The sequence below is a fragment of the Rhodoluna miladensis (SeqCode) genome (genome assembly GCF_965234705.1).
Classification (GTDB): Bacteria; Actinomycetota; Actinomycetes; order Actinomycetales; family Microbacteriaceae; genus Rhodoluna; species Rhodoluna miladensis.
The window spans coordinates 1,101,822-1,122,625 of the sequence record NZ_OZ248465.1 but is presented as its reverse complement, the minus strand read 5'-3'; the positions used below and the strand labels follow the sequence as shown (position 1 = coordinate 1,122,625).

The 20,804-nt window shown below is 49.9% G+C and carries 19 protein-coding genes, 1 tRNA gene and 1 pseudogene; 15 read left to right on the top strand and 6 right to left on the bottom strand.

The features are described from left to right. Window positions 1–5 precede the first annotated feature (5 nt). The gene (locus tag AC8GDC_RS05645; RefSeq protein WP_506557683.1) at window positions 6–470 is read left to right on the top strand and encodes a RidA family protein; all 465 of its coding nucleotides are present in this window, start codon (window positions 6–8) and stop codon (window positions 468–470) included. Here the strand turns inward: AC8GDC_RS05645 and acs are convergent. Further along, the gene (gene acs / locus AC8GDC_RS05640; protein ID WP_506557682.1) at window positions 460–2,430 is read right to left on the bottom strand and encodes an acetate--CoA ligase; all 1,971 of its coding nucleotides are present in this window, start codon (window positions 2,428–2,430) and stop codon (window positions 460–462) included. The two genes, AC8GDC_RS05645 and acs, sit on opposite strands and share 11 nt — an antisense overlap. Window positions 2,431–2,665: 235 nt before the next feature. Here acs and AC8GDC_RS05635 point away from each other — a divergent pair, with 235 nt between their 5' ends. The 8 genes from AC8GDC_RS05635 to AC8GDC_RS05600 all read left to right on the top strand — a co-directional run bounded on the left by AC8GDC_RS05635 (window position 2,666) and on the right by AC8GDC_RS05600 (window position 11,275). Continuing rightward, the gene (locus AC8GDC_RS05635; protein ID WP_506557681.1) at window positions 2,666–3,595 is read left to right on the top strand and encodes a TadA family conjugal transfer-associated ATPase; all 930 of its coding nucleotides are present in this window, start codon (window positions 2,666–2,668) and stop codon (window positions 3,593–3,595) included. Then, complete coding sequence (locus AC8GDC_RS05630; RefSeq protein ID WP_506557680.1) at window positions 3,592–4,389, top strand: type II secretion system F family protein; 798 nt, start codon at window positions 3,592–3,594, stop codon at window positions 4,387–4,389. The genes AC8GDC_RS05635 and AC8GDC_RS05630 overlap by 4 nt, the downstream gene beginning before the upstream one ends. Before the next feature lie 14 nt (window positions 4,390–4,403). Further along, window positions 4,404–4,568 carry a DUF4244 domain-containing protein gene (locus AC8GDC_RS05625; protein WP_506557679.1) on the top strand — a complete coding sequence of 55 codons (165 nt, stop codon included), beginning with the start codon at window positions 4,404–4,406 and terminating at the stop codon, window positions 4,566–4,568. Then, entirely contained in the window at window positions 4,555–4,902 is a 348-nt protein-coding gene (locus AC8GDC_RS05620; protein ID WP_506557678.1) for a hypothetical protein, read from the top strand. Before AC8GDC_RS05625 ends, AC8GDC_RS05620 begins: the two co-directional genes overlap by 14 nt. A 344-nt stretch (window positions 4,903–5,246) precedes the next feature. Then, window positions 5,247–7,946 carry a type I DNA topoisomerase gene (topA, locus tag AC8GDC_RS05615; RefSeq protein ID WP_506557677.1) on the top strand — a complete coding sequence of 900 codons (2,700 nt, stop codon included), beginning with the start codon at window positions 5,247–5,249 and terminating at the stop codon, window positions 7,944–7,946. Window position 7,947: 1 nt separating this feature from the next. Next, window positions 7,948–8,583, top strand: a complete 636-nt coding sequence (gene tmk / locus AC8GDC_RS05610; RefSeq protein ID WP_506557676.1) for a dTMP kinase — start codon at window positions 7,948–7,950, stop codon at window positions 8,581–8,583. Continuing rightward, window positions 8,580–9,740 carry a DNA polymerase III subunit delta' gene (locus tag AC8GDC_RS05605; RefSeq protein WP_506557675.1) on the top strand — a complete coding sequence of 387 codons (1,161 nt, stop codon included), beginning with the start codon at window positions 8,580–8,582 and terminating at the stop codon, window positions 9,738–9,740. Before tmk ends, AC8GDC_RS05605 begins: the two co-directional genes overlap by 4 nt. After that, a complete protein-coding gene (locus tag AC8GDC_RS05600) occupies window positions 9,737–11,275 on the top strand; it encodes an alpha/beta hydrolase (RefSeq protein ID WP_506557674.1) in 1,539 nt (512 codons plus the stop codon). Before AC8GDC_RS05605 ends, AC8GDC_RS05600 begins: the two co-directional genes overlap by 4 nt. A gap of 57 nt (window positions 11,276–11,332) precedes the next feature. Here the strand turns inward: AC8GDC_RS05600 and AC8GDC_RS05595 are convergent, their stop codons facing one another. The 4 genes from AC8GDC_RS05595 to AC8GDC_RS05580 are packed head-to-tail and all read right to left on the bottom strand — an operon-like array spanning window position 11,333 to window position 15,567. After that, a complete protein-coding gene (locus tag AC8GDC_RS05595) occupies window positions 11,333–12,121 on the bottom strand; it encodes a 3-oxoacyl-ACP reductase (protein ID WP_506557673.1) in 789 nt (262 codons plus the stop codon). 11 nt (window positions 12,122–12,132) lie between these two features. Continuing rightward, window positions 12,133–13,488: an aldehyde dehydrogenase family protein gene (locus AC8GDC_RS05590; RefSeq protein WP_506557672.1), complete on the bottom strand. Its 1,356-nt coding sequence runs from the start codon at window positions 13,486–13,488 to the stop codon at window positions 12,133–12,135. After that, entirely contained in the window at window positions 13,485–14,216 is a 732-nt protein-coding gene (locus AC8GDC_RS05585) for a gamma-glutamyl-gamma-aminobutyrate hydrolase family protein (RefSeq protein WP_506557671.1), read from the bottom strand. The genes AC8GDC_RS05590 and AC8GDC_RS05585 overlap by 4 nt, the downstream gene beginning before the upstream one ends. Continuing rightward, the gene (locus AC8GDC_RS05580; RefSeq protein WP_506557670.1) at window positions 14,203–15,567 is read right to left on the bottom strand and encodes a glutamine synthetase family protein; all 1,365 of its coding nucleotides are present in this window, start codon (window positions 15,565–15,567) and stop codon (window positions 14,203–14,205) included. Before AC8GDC_RS05580 ends, AC8GDC_RS05585 begins: the two co-directional genes overlap by 14 nt. Before the next feature lie 269 nt (window positions 15,568–15,836). On the opposite strand from AC8GDC_RS05580, the gene AC8GDC_RS05575 reads away from it, so the two are divergent. The 3 genes and pseudogenes from AC8GDC_RS05575 to AC8GDC_RS05565 all read left to right on the top strand — a co-directional run. Continuing rightward, on the top strand, window positions 15,837–17,315 hold the full coding sequence (locus tag AC8GDC_RS05575) for an amino acid permease (RefSeq protein ID WP_506557669.1): 1,479 nt from the start codon (window positions 15,837–15,839) through the stop codon (window positions 17,313–17,315). A 58-nt stretch (window positions 17,316–17,373) separates the two neighbouring features. Next, on the top strand, window positions 17,374–17,463 hold the full coding sequence (locus AC8GDC_RS05570; protein WP_506557668.1) for a serine dehydratase beta chain: 90 nt from the start codon (window positions 17,374–17,376) through the stop codon (window positions 17,461–17,463). Beyond that, window positions 17,448–17,615: pseudogene (locus tag AC8GDC_RS05565) on the top strand (L-serine ammonia-lyase, iron-sulfur-dependent, subunit alpha); the annotation flags it as partial. The gene AC8GDC_RS05570 and the pseudogene AC8GDC_RS05565, both read left to right, overlap by 16 nt. Before the next feature lie 71 nt (window positions 17,616–17,686). Here the strand turns inward: AC8GDC_RS05565 and AC8GDC_RS05560 are convergent. Beyond that, the gene (locus tag AC8GDC_RS05560; protein WP_506557667.1) at window positions 17,687–18,058 is read right to left on the bottom strand and encodes a hypothetical protein; all 372 of its coding nucleotides are present in this window, start codon (window positions 18,056–18,058) and stop codon (window positions 17,687–17,689) included. A gap of 113 nt (window positions 18,059–18,171) precedes the next feature. On the opposite strand from AC8GDC_RS05560, the gene AC8GDC_RS05555 reads away from it, so the two are divergent. The 3 genes from AC8GDC_RS05555 to AC8GDC_RS05545 all read left to right on the top strand — a co-directional run bounded on the left by AC8GDC_RS05555 (window position 18,172) and on the right by AC8GDC_RS05545 (window position 20,776). Beyond that, window positions 18,172–18,247, top strand: a tRNA-Thr gene (locus AC8GDC_RS05555). Window positions 18,248–18,371: 124 nt separating this feature from the next. After that, entirely contained in the window at window positions 18,372–19,304 is a 933-nt protein-coding gene (locus AC8GDC_RS05550) for an oxygenase MpaB family protein (protein WP_506557666.1), read from the top strand. Between the two features lie 95 nt (window positions 19,305–19,399). Then, entirely contained in the window at window positions 19,400–20,776 is a 1,377-nt protein-coding gene (locus AC8GDC_RS05545; protein ID WP_506557665.1) for a TrkH family potassium uptake protein, read from the top strand. Window positions 20,777–20,804: the final 28 nt, after the last annotated feature.

Here is a 20,804-nt window from a genome sequence, read left to right as displayed (position 1 = left end):
CCTAGATGTCATCCGTCGAGCAAAAGATCAAGGACTTAGGTCTTACCCTTCCTGAAACTTCAAAACCTCTGGCGGCATATATTCCTGCCGTTCAAACCGGCAACTTAGTTTTCACATCCGGTCAGCTTCCAATGGTTGATGGCAAGCTCACTCACACCGGAAAAGTTGGCGCAGAGGTTTCGGCAGAGGATGCCAAGGCGCTCGCAGAAATATGTGCCCTGAATGCACTTGCTGCTATCAAGATGGTCATCGGCGATCTTGAAAAAATCAAGCGCGTAGTGAAAGTCGTTGGCTTTGTTGCTTCGGCTCCAGATTTCACTGGTCAACCAGGTGTTGTCAACGGCGCGAGTGAATTTCTAGGCAAGGTACTTGGCGATAAAGGTATTCACGCTCGAAGCGCAGTTGGGGTAGCGGTACTGCCACTCGATGCTCCGGTGGAAGTAGAACTAATCGTGGAGATTAGTCAGTAGCTCCAGCTTCTAACTTCCCGGTGATAACTGACATCACGGAAGTATCGGCAAGTGTTGTCACATCACCAATTGGTCGATCTTCGGCAACGTCTCTAAGTAGCCTTCGCATGATTTTTCCTGAACGGGTTTTTGGAAGCTCGGCAACGACCATGATCGTTCTTGGTTTTGCAATCGGACCAATTTCTTTGGCAACGTGATCGCGCAAGAGCTTACTGACATCGGAGTCGCTGCCTGCGGCAGCGACCTGGTCTGATCTTAGAATCACAAAAGCAACCACGGCTTGGCCGGTGGTTTCATCCTTTGCTCCAACCACTGCGGCTTCAGCCACGAACGGGTGAGACACCAACGCCGACTCGATTTCAGCTGTTGAGAGCCGGTGGCCAGAGACGTTCATGACGTCGTCAACTCGACCTAGAATCCAGACATCGCCGTCATCGTCGAGCTTGGCGCCATCGCCTGCGAAGTAGCGGCCCTGGTACTGCGACCAGTAGGTTTCCTTGTAGCGATCGTTATCGCCCCAGATTCCTCGAAGCATCGAAGGCCAAGGCTCGGTGAGAGTTAGGTAGCCGCCACCGGAAGTTACCTTTTTGCCTGCGTCATCGACGATTTCCATCGAGATTCCAGGAAGTGGGATCATCGCCGATCCTGGCTTGGCTGCTGTGATTCCAGGAAGTGGGGAGATCATGATGGCTCCGGTTTCGGTTTGCCACCAGGTGTCAACAATTGGAGCTTTGTTGCCACCGATAACGTCGCGATACCAAATCCAAGCCTCTGGGTTGATCGGTTCGCCAACTGAACCTAAGACCCTGATTGAACTTAGGTCGTACTTATCTGGTATCTCGCGACCTAGTTTCATGAAGGTGCGAATGGCGGTTGGGGCGGTGTACAAAATGGTGACCTTGTACTTTTCTACAATCTTCCACCAGCGTCCCCAGTCAGGGGTATCTGGAGTACCTTCGTAAATCACTTGACTTACTCCATTGGCAAGTGGTCCATAGACCACGTAAGTGTGTCCCGTGATCCAACCAACATCCGCTGTGCACCAGTAGATATCTTTTTCTGGATGGATATCGAAAACGTTTTTGTGAGTGAAGGTTGCCTGGGTTAGGTAGCCACCGGAGGTGTGCATTATGCCCTTTGGCTTACCCGTTGTTCCAGAGGTGTAAAGAATAAACAGCGGGTGCTCGGCACCAAATGCTTTGGCCTCGTGCTCACTAGATGCCGAATCAACAACATCAGACCACCAGTGATCAAGGTTTTTGTTCCAGGAAACTTCATTGCCGCCGCGCTTTAGAACAACAACGGACCTCACGCTTGGACAAGCGCCATCGGCAATTGCCTCATCAACAGCGGGCTTTAGGGCCGAAACCTTACCTTTTCTGTAGCCACCGTCAGCGGTGATGATCAACTTAGCCTCGGCGTCGTTGATGCGGCTTCGAAGCGATTCAGCTGAGAAGCCACCAAAGATCACCGAGTGAATCGCTCCTAGGCGAACAGTTGCCAGCATGGCAATGATGGCCTCTGGAACCATGGGCATATAAATCGCAACGCGATCACCGGAAACTAGTCCAAGTGAGGCAAAGGCATTAGCTGCCTTCTTTACTTCAACTAGAAGCTGCGCATAGGTATAGGTAGACGTATCGCCGTTTTCACCCTCGAAGTAAATGGCGATGCGATCGCCTCGACCTTCGATGACATGCCGATCGAGAGTGTTATAGGAAACGTTTAGCTCGCCGTCTTCGAACCAGGTGGCGAAGGGGGCGTTAGAAAAATCTAGGGTTTTGGTGAAGGGCTTGTGCCAGTGCAGGGCGTTGGCCTGTTTAGCCCAGAAGGCTAACCGGTCGGATTTGGCTTCGGAATAAAGCTCTGGCTTGGCGATAGCCTGGGCCATAAACTCAGGACTTGGCGGAAACCGCCTAGTCTCGTGGAGCAGATTTTCGATTCCAGATTGTTCAGGCATGATCATCCTTATCTTTTAAGCTCTTGGCAATAATGGCATAAATCGTAAGCGGGAGCCTAGGGGCCAGACGTAGACTTGGGCTCGTCAGCAATTCGTTGCTGACTAGTGATAGTTAGATTCCCCCAATCGCTATCACCAGGCGGCAGGTTTTCCCCCAAAACCTGCCGCCCCCTAATTTTCCACATCTTTTGTTTTCACCCCCAAACTCTTCGCTGAATCACTCATGGTTATCAGCGTGGAATCGAAAATCCCTGAAGCTCTGCTAGAGCTAATTGATGACCCTTCGGTCACGGACATCTGCCTAGCCAGCGGATCAACCCAAGTCGATTCCGGTTCGGGACTGAAGCCCGCCGAGAAGTTAGCGCTAACAGAGGCCGAGCTCTCGGCACTTGCCAAAGACCTGATTGAACTTGGCGGCCGAAGGCTAGATCAAGCAAATCCATTTGCCGATGTCTGTTTGCCTGGGGGACTTAGAGTCCACGCGGTATTGAAATCGGCTTGTACCGATTCCACACTGGTATCTATTCGCCTGCACTCAACTACGCCCATGTCTCTAGAAGCTCTTCTAGCTGGAGAATTTGCTACCGCTGCTCAAGCTGAGCTCATTCAAGAAATCTGCAGATCGCGCCAAAGCTTTCTGATAGCCGGTGCCACCGGCACTGGAAAGACCACTTTGCTTCGGGCCATGATCCAAGAAAACGATGAGCGGGTAATCGCCGTTGAGGATGTCACTGAGCTTTCCGGAGCAAACATAATTTGCCTGCAAACCAAACCAAAGAACATCGAAGGTCAAGGTGAGATCACACTTGAGGATCTTGTAAGGCAGGCACTTCGAATGCGACCGGATCGAATTTGCATTGGTGAGGTTAGAGGTCAGGAGCTAGTTCCAATGCTGCAGGCTCTGAACACCGGGCATCGGGGTGCAACCACGTTGCATGCAAATTCATTAGAACAGGTGCCCGAGCGGCTGATCTCAATTGCCGCCCAACAGCAAATCAACGAAGTAACGCTTTCTCGATTGGTGGCTTCGGCTTTTGATTGGGTCATTGCCCTAAGCGCCGAGCAAGGGACAAGAAAGATTGCGGGCATTGGAAAGTTTGAAACAGATAACGACAAGCTATTGGTTGTTTCTCAACTTCGCACACGTAAGTTGCAGCTGGCATGAGTGCGAATCTTGCAGTGCTAGAGATCTCAGCACTACTTCGAAGCGGAGCAACTAACCAAGCAGCCATCAAGGCATTCCAGGTTGAATTGCTGAGTGAATTTCAGAAAAAGCAGTTTCAGTTCATCTGGGATGTATCCCGTGACTCCGGAGGCAATCTTGCTCTGGCTCTAGATCGATTAGCCCAGGTGTTTGATTCCCAACATAAGCAATCTGCTGAACTAAAAGTTGCTTTTGCTTCTCCAAGGGCCAGTGCGAATCTGATCTTGATGCTTCCGCTACTTGCAGTTATCTTCGCCGAGCTACTGGGGCTTCCAACTATCTCTTCGGCCTTTGAAACATCCCTTGGGGCGATGGCCGTTGGTGTCGGATTGATCTTGTTGATTATCGCCAGAGTGATTTCGCTTCGGATGCTAGATAAGGCAAAACCCCGCGAAGCAGATCCCGGTGCATTTTTGGATGCGGTGGTAATTGGTCTTTCTGCGGGGCTTTCTCCAAAGGCATCTTCAACGCTTGCCCAGAACAAGTCCGTTTTGAACTTTGGGGAAAAGGTTTCAGGGGAGCAGCTATCTCAGCTGCAGGATGCGGTGAGTGTTTCTGAACAATCGGGAATCGCGCTTTCAGGGATTTTGTCAGCCAGGGCCGATGCCCTTCGGCACCGGCTCTGGAATCGCCGTCGGCAGGATTTGGCAAAGCTCTCAATTTCACTGCTTTTGCCGCTGGGTCTTGCCGCCCTTCCGGCGTTTGTTTTCCTAGCGGTTGTTCCACTTGGAATTGGGCTGTTTAGAGCTGTATAGAAAGGTATAAAAAAATGGAGTGGAAATCAGACACAGGCGCTGCCACGGCTGAGTACGCAATTGCCACAATGGCAGCGGTTGGCTTTGCAGGGCTACTGGTAGTAATCATGAGATCAGATGAGGTCAAAGCGATCTTGTTCGATTTGGTTAGATCGGCACTTAGCCTTGGCGGTAGCTAATAAAGATTCCGGCAGTGTCACTGCCGAATTGGTTTTGACCCTGCCTGCAGTGCTTTTGATATTTGGATTGGCGCTTAGTGCAATGAGTGTTCAGCTGCAACGAATGGAATTGGTTTCAGCTGCATCATCAATTGCTCGAGCGATTGCAAGAGGTGAGCCAATCGCGATTGTTGATGCGCTCGTTTCAGAACTTGGCGAGCAAGTTGGCTTTGAAATTCAAGAAGAGTTGGGAGTTGTGTGTGTGATTTTGCGCAGCGAAATTGGAATTTTTAGTATTGATCTGAGCGGTTTGGAGTTGATTGAGACGCAGTGCGCAAAAGCTCAAGGTCAATAGAAAATGACACGGGAGCTGGAACAATTCTGGCTTTTGGGCTCATAATTGGGATTCTCGGAATATTTTCAGCTACAAGTTTGTATTCCTTGCATTTGCTAGTAAATACAAGGGCTCAAGCCACTACAGAGGCCATCGCACTGGCTGCAACTGATGCACTTCGAGGTGTATCGTCCGGTTATCCGTGTATTGTGGCAAAAGATATCGCCACCAATAGCCAGCTGGTTTTGGAACGATGTCGTATTGTCGGTTTCGAGGTCTTTATTGAGACCAACTTCGAGTCTCTTGGGCTCGTGCACAAAGCACGAGCTCGAGCAGGACCCTGAAGTGAATGTATTAGGAGAAGTATGTCGGGCAACAAGTTAGTAATAGTCGAGTCGCCAGCAAAGGCGAAGACCATTGCTAAGTATCTAGGTGATGACTACACAGTCATGGCCTCGATTGGGCATATCCGAGACCTGATCGACCCGAAGAACTTGCCACCTGAAGAAAAGAAGAAAAAGGGCTCGTTAGCCAAGTTCTCAATTGACATCGAAAATGACTTTGAGCCTTACTACGCCATTTCGGCCGGAAAATCCAAGACTGTCGCCGAGCTCAAAAAGGCCCTGACGCAAGCCGACGAGCTATATCTTGCAACTGATGAGGACCGCGAGGGTGAGGCCATCGCTTGGCACCTACTTCAGGTGCTAAAGCCGAAGGTTCCGGTCAAGCGAATGGTGTTCCATGAAATCACAAAAACTGCCATCCAAGAAGCTTTGGGCAAAACCCGAGATGTTGACCAGAACCTAGTTCAGGCTCAAGAAACCAGGCGAGTAGTTGACCGTCTTTACGGCTACGAAGTTTCTCCGGTTTTGTGGCGCAAGATCAATCGCGGTCTTAGCGCAGGTCGAGTTCAGTCCCCAGCGATGCGATTGGTGGTTGAACGTGAGCGTGAGCGTATGGCTTTTGTTTCCGCGAGCTATCACGATGTAAAGGCACTGTTTACAACTGGCGTTGGTAAAGAACAAGACTTTGAAGCAAAACTTCTTTCCATTGACGGCAAGAGGATCGCTTCGGGAGACGCATTCAACGACAAGGGTGAAATCAAAGACGGCGTATTACTTCTAGATCTAGACGCTGCCGAGAAACTTGCTGTTGCGATGCGCAGCAGTGATATAAAGGTAAAAGTTGAATCGGTGGAGTCAAAGCCTTCAACTCGTCGCCCGGCTGCTCCTTTCACAACTTCTACCTTGCAGCAGGAAGCTTCTAGAAAACTTCGCATGTCTGCTAAGCAGACTATGGATACCGCTCAGTCTTTGTATCAAGACGGTCACATTACATATATGCGTACCGACTCACCGGTTTTATCAACCCAAGCTATTCAGGCTGCAAGAAACCTAGCGGTTGAAATGTTTGGCAAGGACTCGGTTCCTGATTCTCCTCGCGTTTACACCGGAAAGAGCAAAAACGCTCAGGAGGCCCACGAGGCTATTCGCCCAGCTGGCGAAACCTTCTTGCACCCGAGCGATTTACCGATGAGCATGTCTTCAAGGTCTAAAGATCTTTACGAGCTGATCTGGAAAAGAACCATGGCTTCTCAGATGGCTGACGCGAAAGTTTCAACCACCACAGCAAAGATTTCAGTGGGTCCAATCGATGGCGGCAAATCTGCTGAGTTCTCAGCATCGGGAACCGTCGTTTTGTTCAAGGGATTCATGGCCGCCTACGAAGAAGGCCGCGACGTTGAGCGCGAAGAAGAAGAGGACAGCGAAAAAGAGCTAAAGCTTCCAGCTTTGGAAGTTGGCCAGGCACTGTCCGTAGTTGAGGTCACCGCCAAAGATCACACCACCTTGCCACCTCCTCGCTACACAGAAGCTTCTCTTGTGAAGGCCCTGGAAGAAGATGGCATCGGAAGACCTTCTACCTACGCTGCCATTTTGTCCACCATCATCAACAAGGGTTATGTCGTAAAGCGCGGCCAGGCCCTAGTTCCAGAATGGATTGCCTTTACTGTGACCCGCTTCCTGGAAGAGAACTTCGTAAAGCTAGTTGATTATGCCTTCACCGCTCAAATGGAAGAAAACCTGGACCAGATTGCAGCAGGAGAGCTTGATCGAAGCGACTGGCTAAAGAAGTTCTACTTCGGAACCGAAACCGAAGATGGACTTCACGACACCGTGCAAAACGTTGGCGAGCACGACCCTAAGGCCGTGAACTCTATTTTCCTTGCGGAGAACATCACACTTAGAACCGGTAAGTTCGGGCCATACATCGAGACAATGGTTGAGCCTGGAAGCGAAGGCGCTGATGAAAACGGCCGTCGCATCGTAAACATTCCTGAAGGACTTGCCCCCGACGAACTAACTGTTGCCAAAGCACAGGAGCTTATCGATGCGCCGATTATCACTGACCGCAAGATGGGTCAGGATCCAGTTACCGGCTACGACATTTTGTTCAAGGATGGACGCTTCGGTCCTTACGTCTTATTGGAAGACCCAAACGCCGAGAAGCCAAAGACTGCCTCGCTGTTTAAGTCAATGACTCCAGATACCTTCACCTTTGAGCAAGCGGTTATGCTGCTTTCTCTACCAAGGACAATTGGTCTTGACCCAGAAACTGAAACTCCAATCACCGCACAAAATGGAAAGTTTGGTCCGTACCTAAAGAAGGGCACAGACTCGAGGTCTTTGGCTACCGAAGATCAAATCTTCTCGCTGACTCTGGAAGAAACTCTCGAGCTATACAAGCAGCCAAAATACGGTGGCCGCCGAACTGCCGCGACACCGCTGCGCGAATTCGGCGAAGACCCAGCCAGCGGCTTGCCGGTGTTTGCCAAGACTGGGCAGTTCGGTGATTACGTCACCGATGGAGCTATCAACGCCACCATCCCTAAGGATGAAAAGCTTGAGGAACTAAGCCCTGACCAGGCCTTTGAACTTTTGGCCATCAGGCGTGAGAAACTAGGGTTAGAGCCAGGCCAAGCTGCCCCCAAGGCAGGTCGAGTCTCCAGAAAGGCCGCAGCCCCTAAAAAGACTGTGAAGGCTGGCACCGCTAGAAAGAAGAAGTAATTTGAGCCACGGACTGTTCATCTCCTTTGAGGGAATCGACGGCGTTGGCAAGTCCACTCAAGCTGACTTGATGGAAAACTACCTTGCTTCAAAGGGACTACAGGTAGTCCGAACTCTAGAACCCGGTGGCACAGAGCTTGGTCAAGAGATCAGACATCTTTTATTGCACCGCAAAGGTGAAGTCTCTGCTCGTTCAGAAGCACTTCTATATGCAGCCGATAGAGCTCATCATGTGGCAAGCAAAATCTTGCCAGCACTGGAAAAAGGCCAAGTTGTCATCACTGACCGCTACCTGGATTCATCTGTTGCCTACCAAGGCGCCGGGAGAGAACTAGATCTAACCGAGGTTAGAAACCTCTCGCTTTGGGCAGTGAATAATCTCTTACCCGATCTAACTGTGCTGCTTGATTTGGATGCGGAGCTTGCAGCTAAGCGTCGCGGTCAAACCGGGGAAGCTCCAGATCGCTTAGAGCGAGAGAAGATTGAGTTTTTTGAAGCGGCCAGAAATTCCTATCTTGATTTAGCAAAAGCTGAACCAAACAGAATTTTTGTTGTGGATGCCAACCAAGCTCCGGAGAAAATCTGGGAAGCAATTGTGGTTCGGCTTGATCAAGTTCTAGAAAGCAAAGGACTTTGAGTACCGTTCTAGATTTCGAGCCAATTTGGTCTGAGCTACTCGGTCAACCAGAAGCGGTTGGTCAACTGCGACAAGCAGTTGCAACCAAAGACGAAGGACTACACCACGCGTGGCTTCTCACTGGCCCTCCGGGATCAGGTCGATCAAATGCTGCGATGGCATTTGCAGCATCTCTGCTTTGTGAAAAGGCTGGTTGCGGTGAATGTAAGAGCTGCCGCATGGTTCAATCAGGATCTCATCCGGATGTCTCAGTTTTGGCTACTGAGAAGGTAATCATCTCTATCGAAGAAATCAGGCAACTGGTTTCAGCTTCGCACTTTGGCGGATCGCTGAGCAAATACCAAATCATGATTATCGAAGATGCCGATCGAATGGCTGAGCGCTCCTCGAACGTATTATTGAAGGCCCTTGAAGAACCGCCGGCTGGAACCATCTGGTTGCTTTGTGCTCCAAGTGAAGCCGACATGCTTCCAACCATTCGCTCGCGCGTTAGACGAGTTGCCCTAAAGCAACCTTCAACTCAGACTGTTGCTGATTTACTTGTCGCTCGCGATGGTATTGAGCCAAGCCTCGCTCTGCAGGTGGCAGCTGAAGCCCAGGGTCATATCGGTATGGCCCTAAGACTTGCCACCAGCACCGATGCCAGAGCACGTCGCAAAGAAACTTTGGTTTCGGCTTTGCAGATCGATTCAATTCCTAAAGCTATGTCCACCGCTGAGCGCTGGCTAGAACTTGCCAAAAAGGATGCCGATGCACTGACAACTGAAAAAGACGGCGAAGAGCGGGCGAATCTTTTGGCAACCCTTGGTATCCCCGAAGGCGGAACAATTCCACCAGCCCTCAGGTCGGATATCAAAGCCTTGGAAGAGGCTCAAAAAAGACGTGCGACCAGAAGCCTGCGCGATGGCATCGATCGAATCTTGGTTGATCTGATGTCGCTCTATAGAGATGTAATGACTATCCAGCTGGCGGCTAAGGCCGAGCTTGTGAATCAAGATCTTGCAAGTTCCTTAGAAGAGGTAGCCTCTACTTCTTCGCCTGCGCAAACCATTGCAAAGCTTGAAGCCATGGCGCAGGCAAGAATACGGATTGGTTCAAACGTTCGAGACCTGATGGTTTTAGAATCACTTGCTATTTCACTTAGAAGGAAGATTTGAAAAACAAACTAGGCCATATGGCCATCTTGGCTTCTTCCGTTCTCGTTCTAACCGGTTGTGTTGCGGTGAGCGATTCTTCTACGCCTGAACCAATCAGCCCGGTTGCAACTGGAGCTCCAGCAGGTTTTGAGAAGTACTACGAGCAGGTAGTTGAATTCGTGAATTGCGGCGAGGGACTATTCTGTGCCGATGTTCAAATGCCGATGAACTGGGATGATCCAGCCAGTGAGCCAATTGAAATTGCAACTTCTTATCGTCAGGCCGATAAGAAAGAGCCATTGGGTTTTGTCCTTTTCAATCCTGGAGGACCAGGAGCATCCGGTTATGACTGGGTTCTAGAATCTAGTGATTTTTTGGGCACCAAGAAACTTCGTGAGAACTTCAACATTTTGGGTTTTGATCCAAGGGGTGTTGGGCGAAGCTCAGCAGTTTCCTGCCTGACTGATGCCGAGACCGATGAGTTTTTATACAACGTCACCGGCTTTGAACTCGGAAGCGATGAGGATCTTGAGTTCTCGAGAGCAGCTATAAAGGACTTTGGTGCCAAGTGTCTTGACGGAACAGGGGATTTGCTAGCCCACGTTGACACCGTCTCAGCTGCGAAGGACATGGATGTATTGCGCGCTGTGCTGGGGCAGGAAAAACTTCACTACCTCGGATACTCCTACGGATCCCTACTTGGAACTACCTACGCGACACTGTTTCCTGACCGAGTAGGTCAGTTTGTTCTGGATGGAGCAATAGACCCAACTGTCTCGGATGAGCAACAGACACTGTTCCAGATTGAAGCATTCGAAAAGGCACTGATGGCTTTCCTTGAAGCTTGTGAGCAATACACGGATTGTCCATTCACTGGATTTGTTGATGGCGATCTAGAAACCATCAGAGAGTTTTTCCTGGAGCTTGAAAGCAAACCACTGCCAACTCAGTCTGGTCGTGAGCTAACAATTTGGGCAGCCGTGACCGGATTGATAATGCCGCTGTACTCAGAGAGCTATTGGCCATACCTTGCAACAGCATTTGATATGGCTTTGAATAAGGGCCAAGGGGATGTCTTTATGCTCCTTGCTGATCAATACAACGACCGCAGTGATGATGGAACTTACTCCACCAACATCCTGTCTGCTAACTATGCCATTAGCTGCCTTGATTCACGAGCGAGCACAAACATCTTCAGCATGCGAAGACAAAACAGCGCACTTTTGGAAGCGGCTCCAACACTTGGTCGTTACTGGCAGTTCGGTGCGCTTCGGTGCGAGAGTTGGCCTTTTGAAGTCAAGCCATCACCGGTTTCATACAAAGCAACAGGTGCGCCAACAATTTTGGTTGTTGGAACTACCGGTGATCCGGCAACTCCTTATTCACAGGCTCAGGCACTGGCAGGACAAATTCTTGATGATGCATTCTTGCTCACCTACAACGGCGAGGGGCACACCATCTATGGGCAGCAAGTTGACTGCGTCGACGATGTAGTTGATGAGTTTTTCCTGACGGCCAAATTGCCAGAGACAGACCCTAACTGCCAGGCACCCTAAGAACTAAATCTTTGGAACAGGCGGGTGACTTTAGCGCTACCGGCAGTAGGAATGTTCTTATAGGGCAGTTACGTAAGCGCCGGAAATTCCACCATCAACGAGGAAGGTTGATCCAGTTATGAAAGAGCTGTCATCGGATGCCAAGAATGCAACCGCTGCAGCTAGTTCTTCAGGTTTTGCGAATCGTCCAATTGGAATGTGAATGAGTCTTCTTGCAGCACGCTCTGGATCTTTAGCAAATAGTTCCTGAAGCAAGGGAGTATTTACCGGTCCTGGGCAAAGCGCGTTTACGCGAATTCCCTGTCTAGCAAACTGAACTCCAAGCTCGCGGCTCATAGCCAACACTCCACCTTTGGATGCGGTGTAAGAGATTTGGCTGGTGGCACTGCCCATAACCGCTACAAACGAGGCGGTGTTGATGATCGAGCCAGAGCCCTGCTTGGTCATGTGCCGAAGTGCTGCGCGGCAGCAAAGGTAAACGCTTTTTAGGTTTACATCTTGAACTTTTTGCCACGCTGGCAACTCGGTAGTTTCGATTGAGTCATCATCCGGAGGTGAAATACCCGCATTGTTGAATGCAATATCTACCTGGCCGTACATCTTGACTGTTGAGTCAAATAAGTTGTTGACTTCGGCTTCGTCGGCAACGTTGACCTTGATGAAGCTGCCACCAACCTCAGCCGCTGCTGCTTCTCCAGTTACCGAGTCCATGTCACCGATTACAACTTTGGCGCCCTCGGCGGCAAAGCGCCTGGCGGTGGCAAGTCCGATGCCGGATGCGCCTCCTGTGATTACCGCTACTTTTCCAGCAAGACGCTGGGTTAGGTCCATTTTTGTGATTGTCATTTTTTGTGCTCCTAGTCAGCTGGGTAGTAAACGGTTTTTTCTTCTGTGAAGTGCAGTGGTGCATCTGGTCCAAGCTCGCGGCCAAGACCGGACTGCTTGAAGCCACCAAACGGGGTGTTGTATCTAACGGAGGAGTGGGAGTTCACCGAAAGGTTTCCACTCTCCAGAGCTCTTGATACTCGAATACCTCTTCCGAGATCGCGGGTCCAAATCGAACCACTAAGTCCGTACTCAGAACTGTTTGCAATCTCCAAAGCCTCTGCTTCATCTTTGAAGCGGTAAACCGAAACAACGGGACCGAAGATTTCTTCGGTCATGCAGCGATCGGTTAGCTTGCCAGGGGTAAGCACCGCTGGTGCCATGAAGTATCCCTTGCCGGTTGGCGCGTTGCCTCTAAAGGCAACATTTCCATCGGATAGGTACTGCTCTACGTTTTCGAAATGCTTTTTGGAAACCAGCGGACCCATTTCGGTTGCTTCGTTTGTTGGGTCACCAACTTTGTAAGCCTTGACTGATTTTTCTAGACCTTCCATGAAGCGGTCATAGACCGAGGCTTCAACCAGGATTCGACTTCTTGCGCAGCAGTCTTGGCCGGCGTTTTCGAAAACCGAGCTTGGAGCAGCTGCCGCTGCCTTATCAACATCAGCATCAGCAAAAACAATGTTCGCACTTTTTCCACCGAGCTCTAGAGTCACTCGCTTGACTTGATCCGCGGCCTTGCGCATGACTTGCTTGCCAACTTCGGTTGAACCGGTGAAGACAATCTTTCCGACTTTTGGATTGGTCAAGAATCGATCTCCAACAACTGATCCCTTTCCCGGTATGACTTGGAACAGCCCCTCTGGTAAGCCGGCTTCCAAAGCAAATTCACCGATGCGGATGCTTGAAAGCGGAGTCCACTCGGCAGGCTTCAATACAACTGCGTTTCCAGCAGCAAGAGCCGGGGCAAATCCCCAGCTTGCAATTGTCATTGGGAAATTCCAAGGTGTGATGATTCCAACGACACCAATTGGTTCGTTGAAAGTCACGGCAATTCCTCCAGCAACCGGGATCTGCTTTCCGATTAGTCGCTCGGGTCCTGCCGAGTAATATTCCAAAACGTTTCTTACGTGGGTAGCTTCCCAGCGAGCTTGGGAGATCGGGTGACCGGAGTTTCTAACCTCCAGCTGGGCAAGCTGCTCGATGTTTTGGTCGACGGTAGAGGCAAATCTGTGAAGGAGCAAGGCGCGATCGGCTGGGTTTAGACCAGCCCACTTCTTCTGAGCCTTGGAGGCTAGTTCAATCGCAGCATCGGTTTGCGCAACATCGGCGTGAGCAATTGTTTCCATCTGCTCTTCGGTTGCAGGATTGATTAGGGTGTAGCTCATTTAGCTCCTCGATACTTTCTTGCAGCTTCGATTAGACCTTCAAAAATTCTTAGATCATCCAGAGTTTGTTCGGGGTGCCACTGGACTGCCACACCAAATGGGTGATCGGTTAGTTCAACTGCCTCGATAATCCCATCCTCGGATTTGGCTGTGACCTTCAGGCCTTTACCAAGCTCGTCAATTGCCTGGTGGTGGTACAAAGCTGCGTTGGAAACCTTGTCGCCAACTAGAGAGCCAAGAATTGAGCTGGTCTCAACTTCTACATCTGCCGGAGTGAACTGCGCATTTCCTAGCTGGTAGCGATTGTCGCCAACCACATCGGGCAGGTACTGAATCAAAGTTCCACCTCGGTTGATGTTGAGCATCTGCGCCCCACGGCAAATTCCAAGAAACGGTAAGTCGGCAGCAATTGCTGCGGTCAAGATCTTTTCTTCTAAGTCATCTCTTAGCTTGTCTGGCTGCTCGGATTCAGCGTGTGGGCTTTGGCCGTAGCGAGAAGAATCGATGTCTCTTCCACCGCAAAGCATTAATCCATCTAGGGATGAAACTATGTCTTTGGCTTCAGCATCCGAAAGCTTCTGAGGAGGAAGCATGATTGCCAATCCTCCGGCTCTAGTGATGCCTTCTATGTACCACGCCGGGATCATTGCCATCTCGGTATCCCAGACGCCGGTTTTGCCTTGCTGGCGGTAAGTGGTCAGACCAATACGGGGTTTAGGTCCGCTCAAAGCCGCGCACCCGCTCCCAGTCAGTGACTGAACTATTGAAGGCCTGGATCTCGGTCCTGGCGTAGTGAAGGTAGTGATCAACTACCGCATCGCCAAAGCTAGCCCTGGCAACCTTGGAGTTTTTGAACAGCTCCATGGCTTCTTGCATGGTGGCTGGAACGTGGGGCTTATTCGAGGCGTAACCGTTTCCGGTTGTTATTTCGTCTAAGGAAAGCTTGTTCTCGATGCCGTAGATTCCGGCTGCGATCATTGCCGCTGTAGCCAAGTACTGGTTCACATCTCCTCCAGGAACTCGGTTTTCTACGCGCATACCAAGTCCTTGACCCACAACTCGCAGAGCAACTGTGCGGTTATCGATTCCCCAGGCAACTGCGGTTGGAGCGAAGCTACCCTCGACGAATCTCTTGTAGGAGTTGATCTGAGGCGCGTAGAGCAAAGCGAACTCGCGCATCAGAGCAATCTGACCGGCTAGGAAGTGCTTGAAGGTGTCTGACATTCCAAGAGCGTCAGACTTGTCAGCAAACACTGCCTTGTCATCAAGAGATCTAAATGACATGTGGATGTGGCAGGAGTTTCCCTCACGCTCGTTGTATTTGGCCATGAAGGTAAGTGACTTGCCGTGTTTTTCAGCAATCATCTTGGCACCGGATTTGTAAACGCCGTGGTTATCGCAAGTGGTCATTACTTCGTCATACAAAAACGCAATTTCTTGCTGGCCTAAGTTACATTCGCCCTTTACGCCTTCGCAGTACATTCCCGCATCGTCCATAGAGTTTCGAATTTCACGAAGCATCGGCTCGACCCTAGTTGAGGCAAGTAGGTCGTAGTCGACGTTGTAATCGGTGGATGGCTTTATGTCTTTGTAACCCTTGGCCCAGGCTTCTCTGAAGGTGTCATCAAAAACGATGAACTCAAGTTCAGTTCCCACCATGGCCTTCATGCCGAGTTTTTCTAACTTGTCGGTCTGGGCCTTAAGAATTGAACGAGGGGATTGAGGAATAACTACGTGCGAGGTGGTGTGAAGGTCGGTTGTGACAATTACGCTTCCTGGAAGCCAAGGAGCCATCCGCATGGCTTTCATGTCCGGAACCATTGCCATGTCGGAATAGCCGGTATCCCACGACGAGATCTCGTAGCCCTGGATGGTGTTGTTTTCAATGTCAACAGCAAGAAGGTAGTTGCAACACTCGGCAGCATGGCCGGCGATGTTGTCTAGGAAATGTCGGGCGGCAACTCTTTTCCCGATGAGCCGTCCCTGCATGTCGGTGAAGGCCATTATGACGGTGTCGATTTCACCAGCCTTATAAAGAGATTTGAGCTGATCCATCGAAATGTAGCCTTTGGTGGCCATAAGTTATTTCCTCTTCTTTGAGGTTGGTTTTCCAACCCTTAGATTACTTTAGAGCCGATGGCTCCCCTTATGTGAGCCCAGAACTGGGGGCTAGGGCCCATAAAGGCAGGCTAGCTTGTTCAGAAAGTAAACAAAACTCTTTTGGCCAAAGGTTGCTCCTAGCCCCCCGAAGGGGTCTAAAGTTCGTAGGGAAACAACCAATCACAATGCCGTGATGGAAGCGCCTCGATCCTCGAGGCGAAATTCTGAAGCGGCGGATAGGAAACCGAATGGCTTCGGAACACATGAAGGTCTCAGGCGTCACATATAAAAAGCCTGAAGATGGATATTTTGAAAAACGCCAGCTGACTCGCGCCGCTGGCCTTTTGGGTCTCTGGGGACTTGCAATTGCTGCAGTTATCTCAGGGGATTTCTCTGGCTGGAACTTTGGTCTAGACGTTGGTGGATTCGGCGGTCTTTTGGTCGCCTTTGGAATCTTGGTAATCATGTACTACGGTCTGATGTTCTCGATCGGAGAAATGGCTGCCGCTATGCCTCACACCGGTGGAGCTTACTCGTTTGCTAGAACTGCAATTGGTCCTTGGGGTGGTTTCATCACTGGACTTGCAGAGACTATTACTTATGTGGCAACGACTGCAGTTGTAGTTTTCTTCTCGGCAAGTTATGCCGATGGAATTGCATCCGCTCTCATTGGTGTTTCACTGCCGATGTGGGTTTGGTGGATCATTCTTTACGTGGTCTTCATTGCGCTAAATGCCGCTGGTTCACACACAGCATTTAGATTTGCAATTATCGTGGCGATTATTTCTCTTGCAATCATCGTTATCTTCTCTCTGATGGCTGCATTCTCAGGACTGTTCAGTGTTGACAAACTATTCAACATCGCACCAGAACCTGGCCAAACCGCATTCCTACCATTTGGTGTTGAAGGAATTCTTTGGGCCATTCCTTTTGCAGTTTGGTTCTTCCTAGGCATCGAGGAACTTCCTCTTGCTGCTGAAGAAGCCAAGAACCCAGCAAGAGATATTCCAAAGGCGGGACTATGGGCACGTACCACTTTGATTGCAACCGGTTTGTTGATTCTGTTCCTGAACACTGGAATCGTTGGCGCAGAAGAGCTACGAGTTGCCGGAGAGCCTCTACTTGATGGATTCCGTTTGATGGTTGGCGATCAGCTAGCTGCCCTGCTGGGTCTAATCGCGTTGATTGGTCTTCTAGCTTCCCTACAGGGAATCATGTTTGCTTACGCAAGAAACATGTTCTCCCTTTCCAGGGCTGGTTACTACCCTCGCGGCCTATCGGTCACCAACAGCAAGAACGTCCCATTGGTTGCGCTTGTTGTAGGTGCGCTAATCGGCTTTGCTGCACTTCTATCCATCGAGATCTTGACTGCGGTGGATGCTGAGGGTGCCGGAGCAGTTGCCGGAGCTATCGTGCTAAACATCGCTGTTTGGGGAGCCATGCTCGCCTACATGATGCAGGCCGTTAGCTTCCTAATCCTGCGCCGCAAGCTACCAAAGCTAAAGCGCCCATACGTTTCACCGTGGGGTGTTCCAGGAGCTTGGGCTGCGGCGATAATCGCCGGTATCTCATTCGTTGGATACCTAATCAACCCAGCGTTCCAAACCGCTATCGCAGGTATCGCCGTGATTTACCTAATCATGTTGATCATCTTCGCGGTCTATGGAAGACACAACCTGGTCCTCGCTCCTGAAGAGGAATATGCAGTAAACAACTCTAAGAAGTAAAACAAGTGATGTGAAACGGGCCGGCAACTTGCCGGCCCGTTTTCACGGATGGATTGAAATGGCTTACGTAGGAACCCTGGATCTATTCACAATTGGAATTGGTCCTTCTTCTTCCCACACCGTGGGTCCGATGCCGGAACTGCGGTAGCGGCAATGAGACTTGCATTGCTGGGTGATGGTGAGCACAAGATCTCACTCGATACCGTTATTGAAACGATGCGTCAGACCGGAGTGGACATGTCCACCAAATACAAAGAGACCTCTATGGGTGGTCTTGCTGTGAATGTTGTGGAGTGCTAGCGGCTAGGCGATTATAAGGAGACTTAAAACGATAAACCCCGCTCGAAGGCGGGGTTTATCGTTTCTGTAATCTAAAACAGAAGAGCAATTCCTAAGAATACATAGATTCCGACGAATATTGTTGGTGTGACATACCGAATTACATCAATCCAATTTGCAAACCGAATCAGCTGCATCGACAGCTTTGATTTGGTCTTGAGTGCTCTGATCTCAGCTAACACTGCACGAGCCTCAGTTGCAGTTGAATACTGGGCTAGATAGCCGAATATTCCAGATGCCAACAGGATTCCCATGGTTGCAATACGCACCTCTATGGCCGAATCTGACAGTCCATCGTTGATAAGAGCGATTGTGACAATTAGCAAAAAGGTTGGGGCAAGCTGGGAGAAAATCACCTGATTGCGGAGTTTGTTCCATATTTGGATCAGTTCGAGTTCAGTCATTGTTTCCCCTTCATTGATATTCGCCTCTAGATTATCTGCCTCAAGGCTGGTTGCCGGAATCACAATCGCAAGTCGCGAGCTTCCTCGATAAAATCGCAATGTCTTGGCAATTGGCCACCTTAGCTCAGTTGGTAGAGCAGCTCCCTCGTAAAGAGCAGGTCAGGAGTTCAATTCTCCTAGGTGGCTCCAAAATGCAACACAGAAGCTGATTTAGTTGAATTCGAATTTCACCACGCTGAACCCGAAAAAGGAACCTCCGGTTCTAAATTCTAAGAATTGTGTGTTTGACTTTCTTTTTAGGAGAGATTTTTTAGTGTCAGACAAGACAAATAACGCAGTGCAGGAATACCTATCCCTGCGCTTTCGAAAGCTACTCTCCGGAGATCCAGGCGGAATACCACCCTGGCTTGGAGTTGTTGCAGAAGGTGAAGAAGCTGGGTATTTCGTTCCCACCGATGCTCCTTGGGTAGTTCACGCGGACTTTGGAACTCTAGTTGGTGGAATCAGAGCGTTGCTCATGCAGGCTCTACACCCAGGATCTCTTACTGGAGTGAAGAACCATTCCAGGTATGAATCTGATCCACTGGGGCGACTTGCCGGAACTATTCGTTGGCTCACGGTCACAACCTTTGGATCTAAGACTGCTGTAGCTAATGAGGCTTCGAGGGTGAATCGTTTGCATGAGCGAGTAAAGGGCGAATACAAGAAAGGAACCGGCGAAAGAGTTCCCTACAAGGCCGCCGATAAAGACCTTTTACTTTGGGTCCACATCGCCTTCATGGAGTCTTTCTTGGTGTCTCACCAGATGTATTCCAGCCGCGCAATTCCAAAGGGCAACGCGGCTACGGGAGCGGATAACTACATCGCTCAGTGGAGTGTTTCAGTTGCCCCGCTCGGTTTAGAAAAATGCCCTATGAACCTGCTCGAGCTAGATAGAGAGATTACAAATCTTTACAAGGCCGGTCTTTTAGTTTCAACTCCGGATACCGAAAAAGTAGTTGCGTTTATCAAGAACCCACCACTTCCAGCTACCTCCAAGCCAATCTACGGATTGTTGTTTGACGCCGCCGTTGTTTCTCTCAGACCAGAATTTAGAGCACTACTTGGTCTTCATGCCAAGCCACGTTGGATTATTCAGCCAATTACTCGCCTTGTTCTGAAGTTCATGAGATTGGCAATTGGACCTGAGTCCCCAATTGAGGACGGGGCCATTGCAAGACTCAAGAAAATAGGCGTCCTCAACTAAGCACGCCAGTCCTTCAGGCCTAAAGTCTGCTTGGCTATTGACCTGCAGCCCGCACTCGTGACTAGTTTCAAGGGCAGGAGTATAGTTTTATTGAAATGCCAAAACTATCCAGGCTGTCTTCAACGCAGTTGATTGCAGCAGCCTTTACAGCTCTTATTCTTCTTGGCACATTCCTACTCATGTTGCCGGCGGCATCTAAAGCCGGCACAGGCACAAACTTTCTAGACGCCCTATTCACTTCTACTTCTGCAGTGACGGTGACAGGTCTAACAACTGTTGATTCAGCTACTCATTGGTCGACTACAGGGCATGTGATTCTTGCCTTCCTAATTCAAATTGGTGGATTTGGAATCATCGGATTTGCGACCCTTGTTGGTTATCTAATTGAAGGTCGAATCTCACTAAAGAATCGAATCTCTGCAACCTCAGAGTCATCCGCCACAAAACAGCCTGATGTAAAGACTTTGCTTAAGAACATCGCAAAGTTGATGCTGTTTTTCCAGCTGGTTTTATTCTTGTTTCTGGTTGTTCGCTTCTTCTTCGAATACGGCTATTCGTTCGAGAAATCTCTTGCCCACGGAGGATTTCACGCCATCTCGGCATTTAACCAAGCTGGTTTTGCTCTTTATACCGACAGCCTGATGGGGTTTGCTGGAGACATCGGGATTATTGGCCCAGTCTTCCTGATTTCAACACTGGCCGGTTTTGGATTCCCAGTCATGGCCGAATTGCGTGATCGCCTCAAGTTACGAATTTATGCACTCGTTGGCAAAGCTGCCGATTACACCATGCCCGCCCAGTGGTCTTTGAACTCGAGAATCGTTCTCTACTCCAGCTTGGTGCTCTTGATAATTGGTGCAATTGGTATTGCGGTGTCTGAGTGGTACAACCCGCGCACGTTAGGTGCCATGGATCCACTGCAGAAAATAATCTCAAGCCTCTTTGCATCTTCAATGCCTCGCTCTACCGGGTTAAACACAATCGATACCGGTTCCATGTACACAAGCACCTGGCTCGGCATTGACATCTTGATGTTTATCGGTGGAGCCAGCGCTTCAACTGCCGGTGGTATCAAGATTGGTACAGCGGTTGTATTGCTTTACATCGTCTACACCGAAATTCGTGGAGAGTCTGCGGTCAACGTTGGAAACCGACGCCTACCTCGCTCTATGCAGAGGCAAGCGTTGACCATCGTAACTTTGTATGTATTCATTATCATTGGCGCAATTTTCCTACTTAGATTTACAACCAACTTCACACTCGATGAGTTGTTGTTTGAAGTTATCTCTGCTGCAGGAACTGTTGGACTTAGCACTGGAATTACTCCTGATCTACCAGATCACGCCAAGTTCCTGCTGTCTCTTCTGATGCTCTTTGGTCGATTGGGACCAATCGTGGTTGCCACATCTTTGGCTCTAAGAAAGACCAAGCGTCACTATGAGTTCCCTAAAGAAGGGCCACTAATTGGTTAGGTCTAGGGTAGAAAACGGCTCGGGAGTT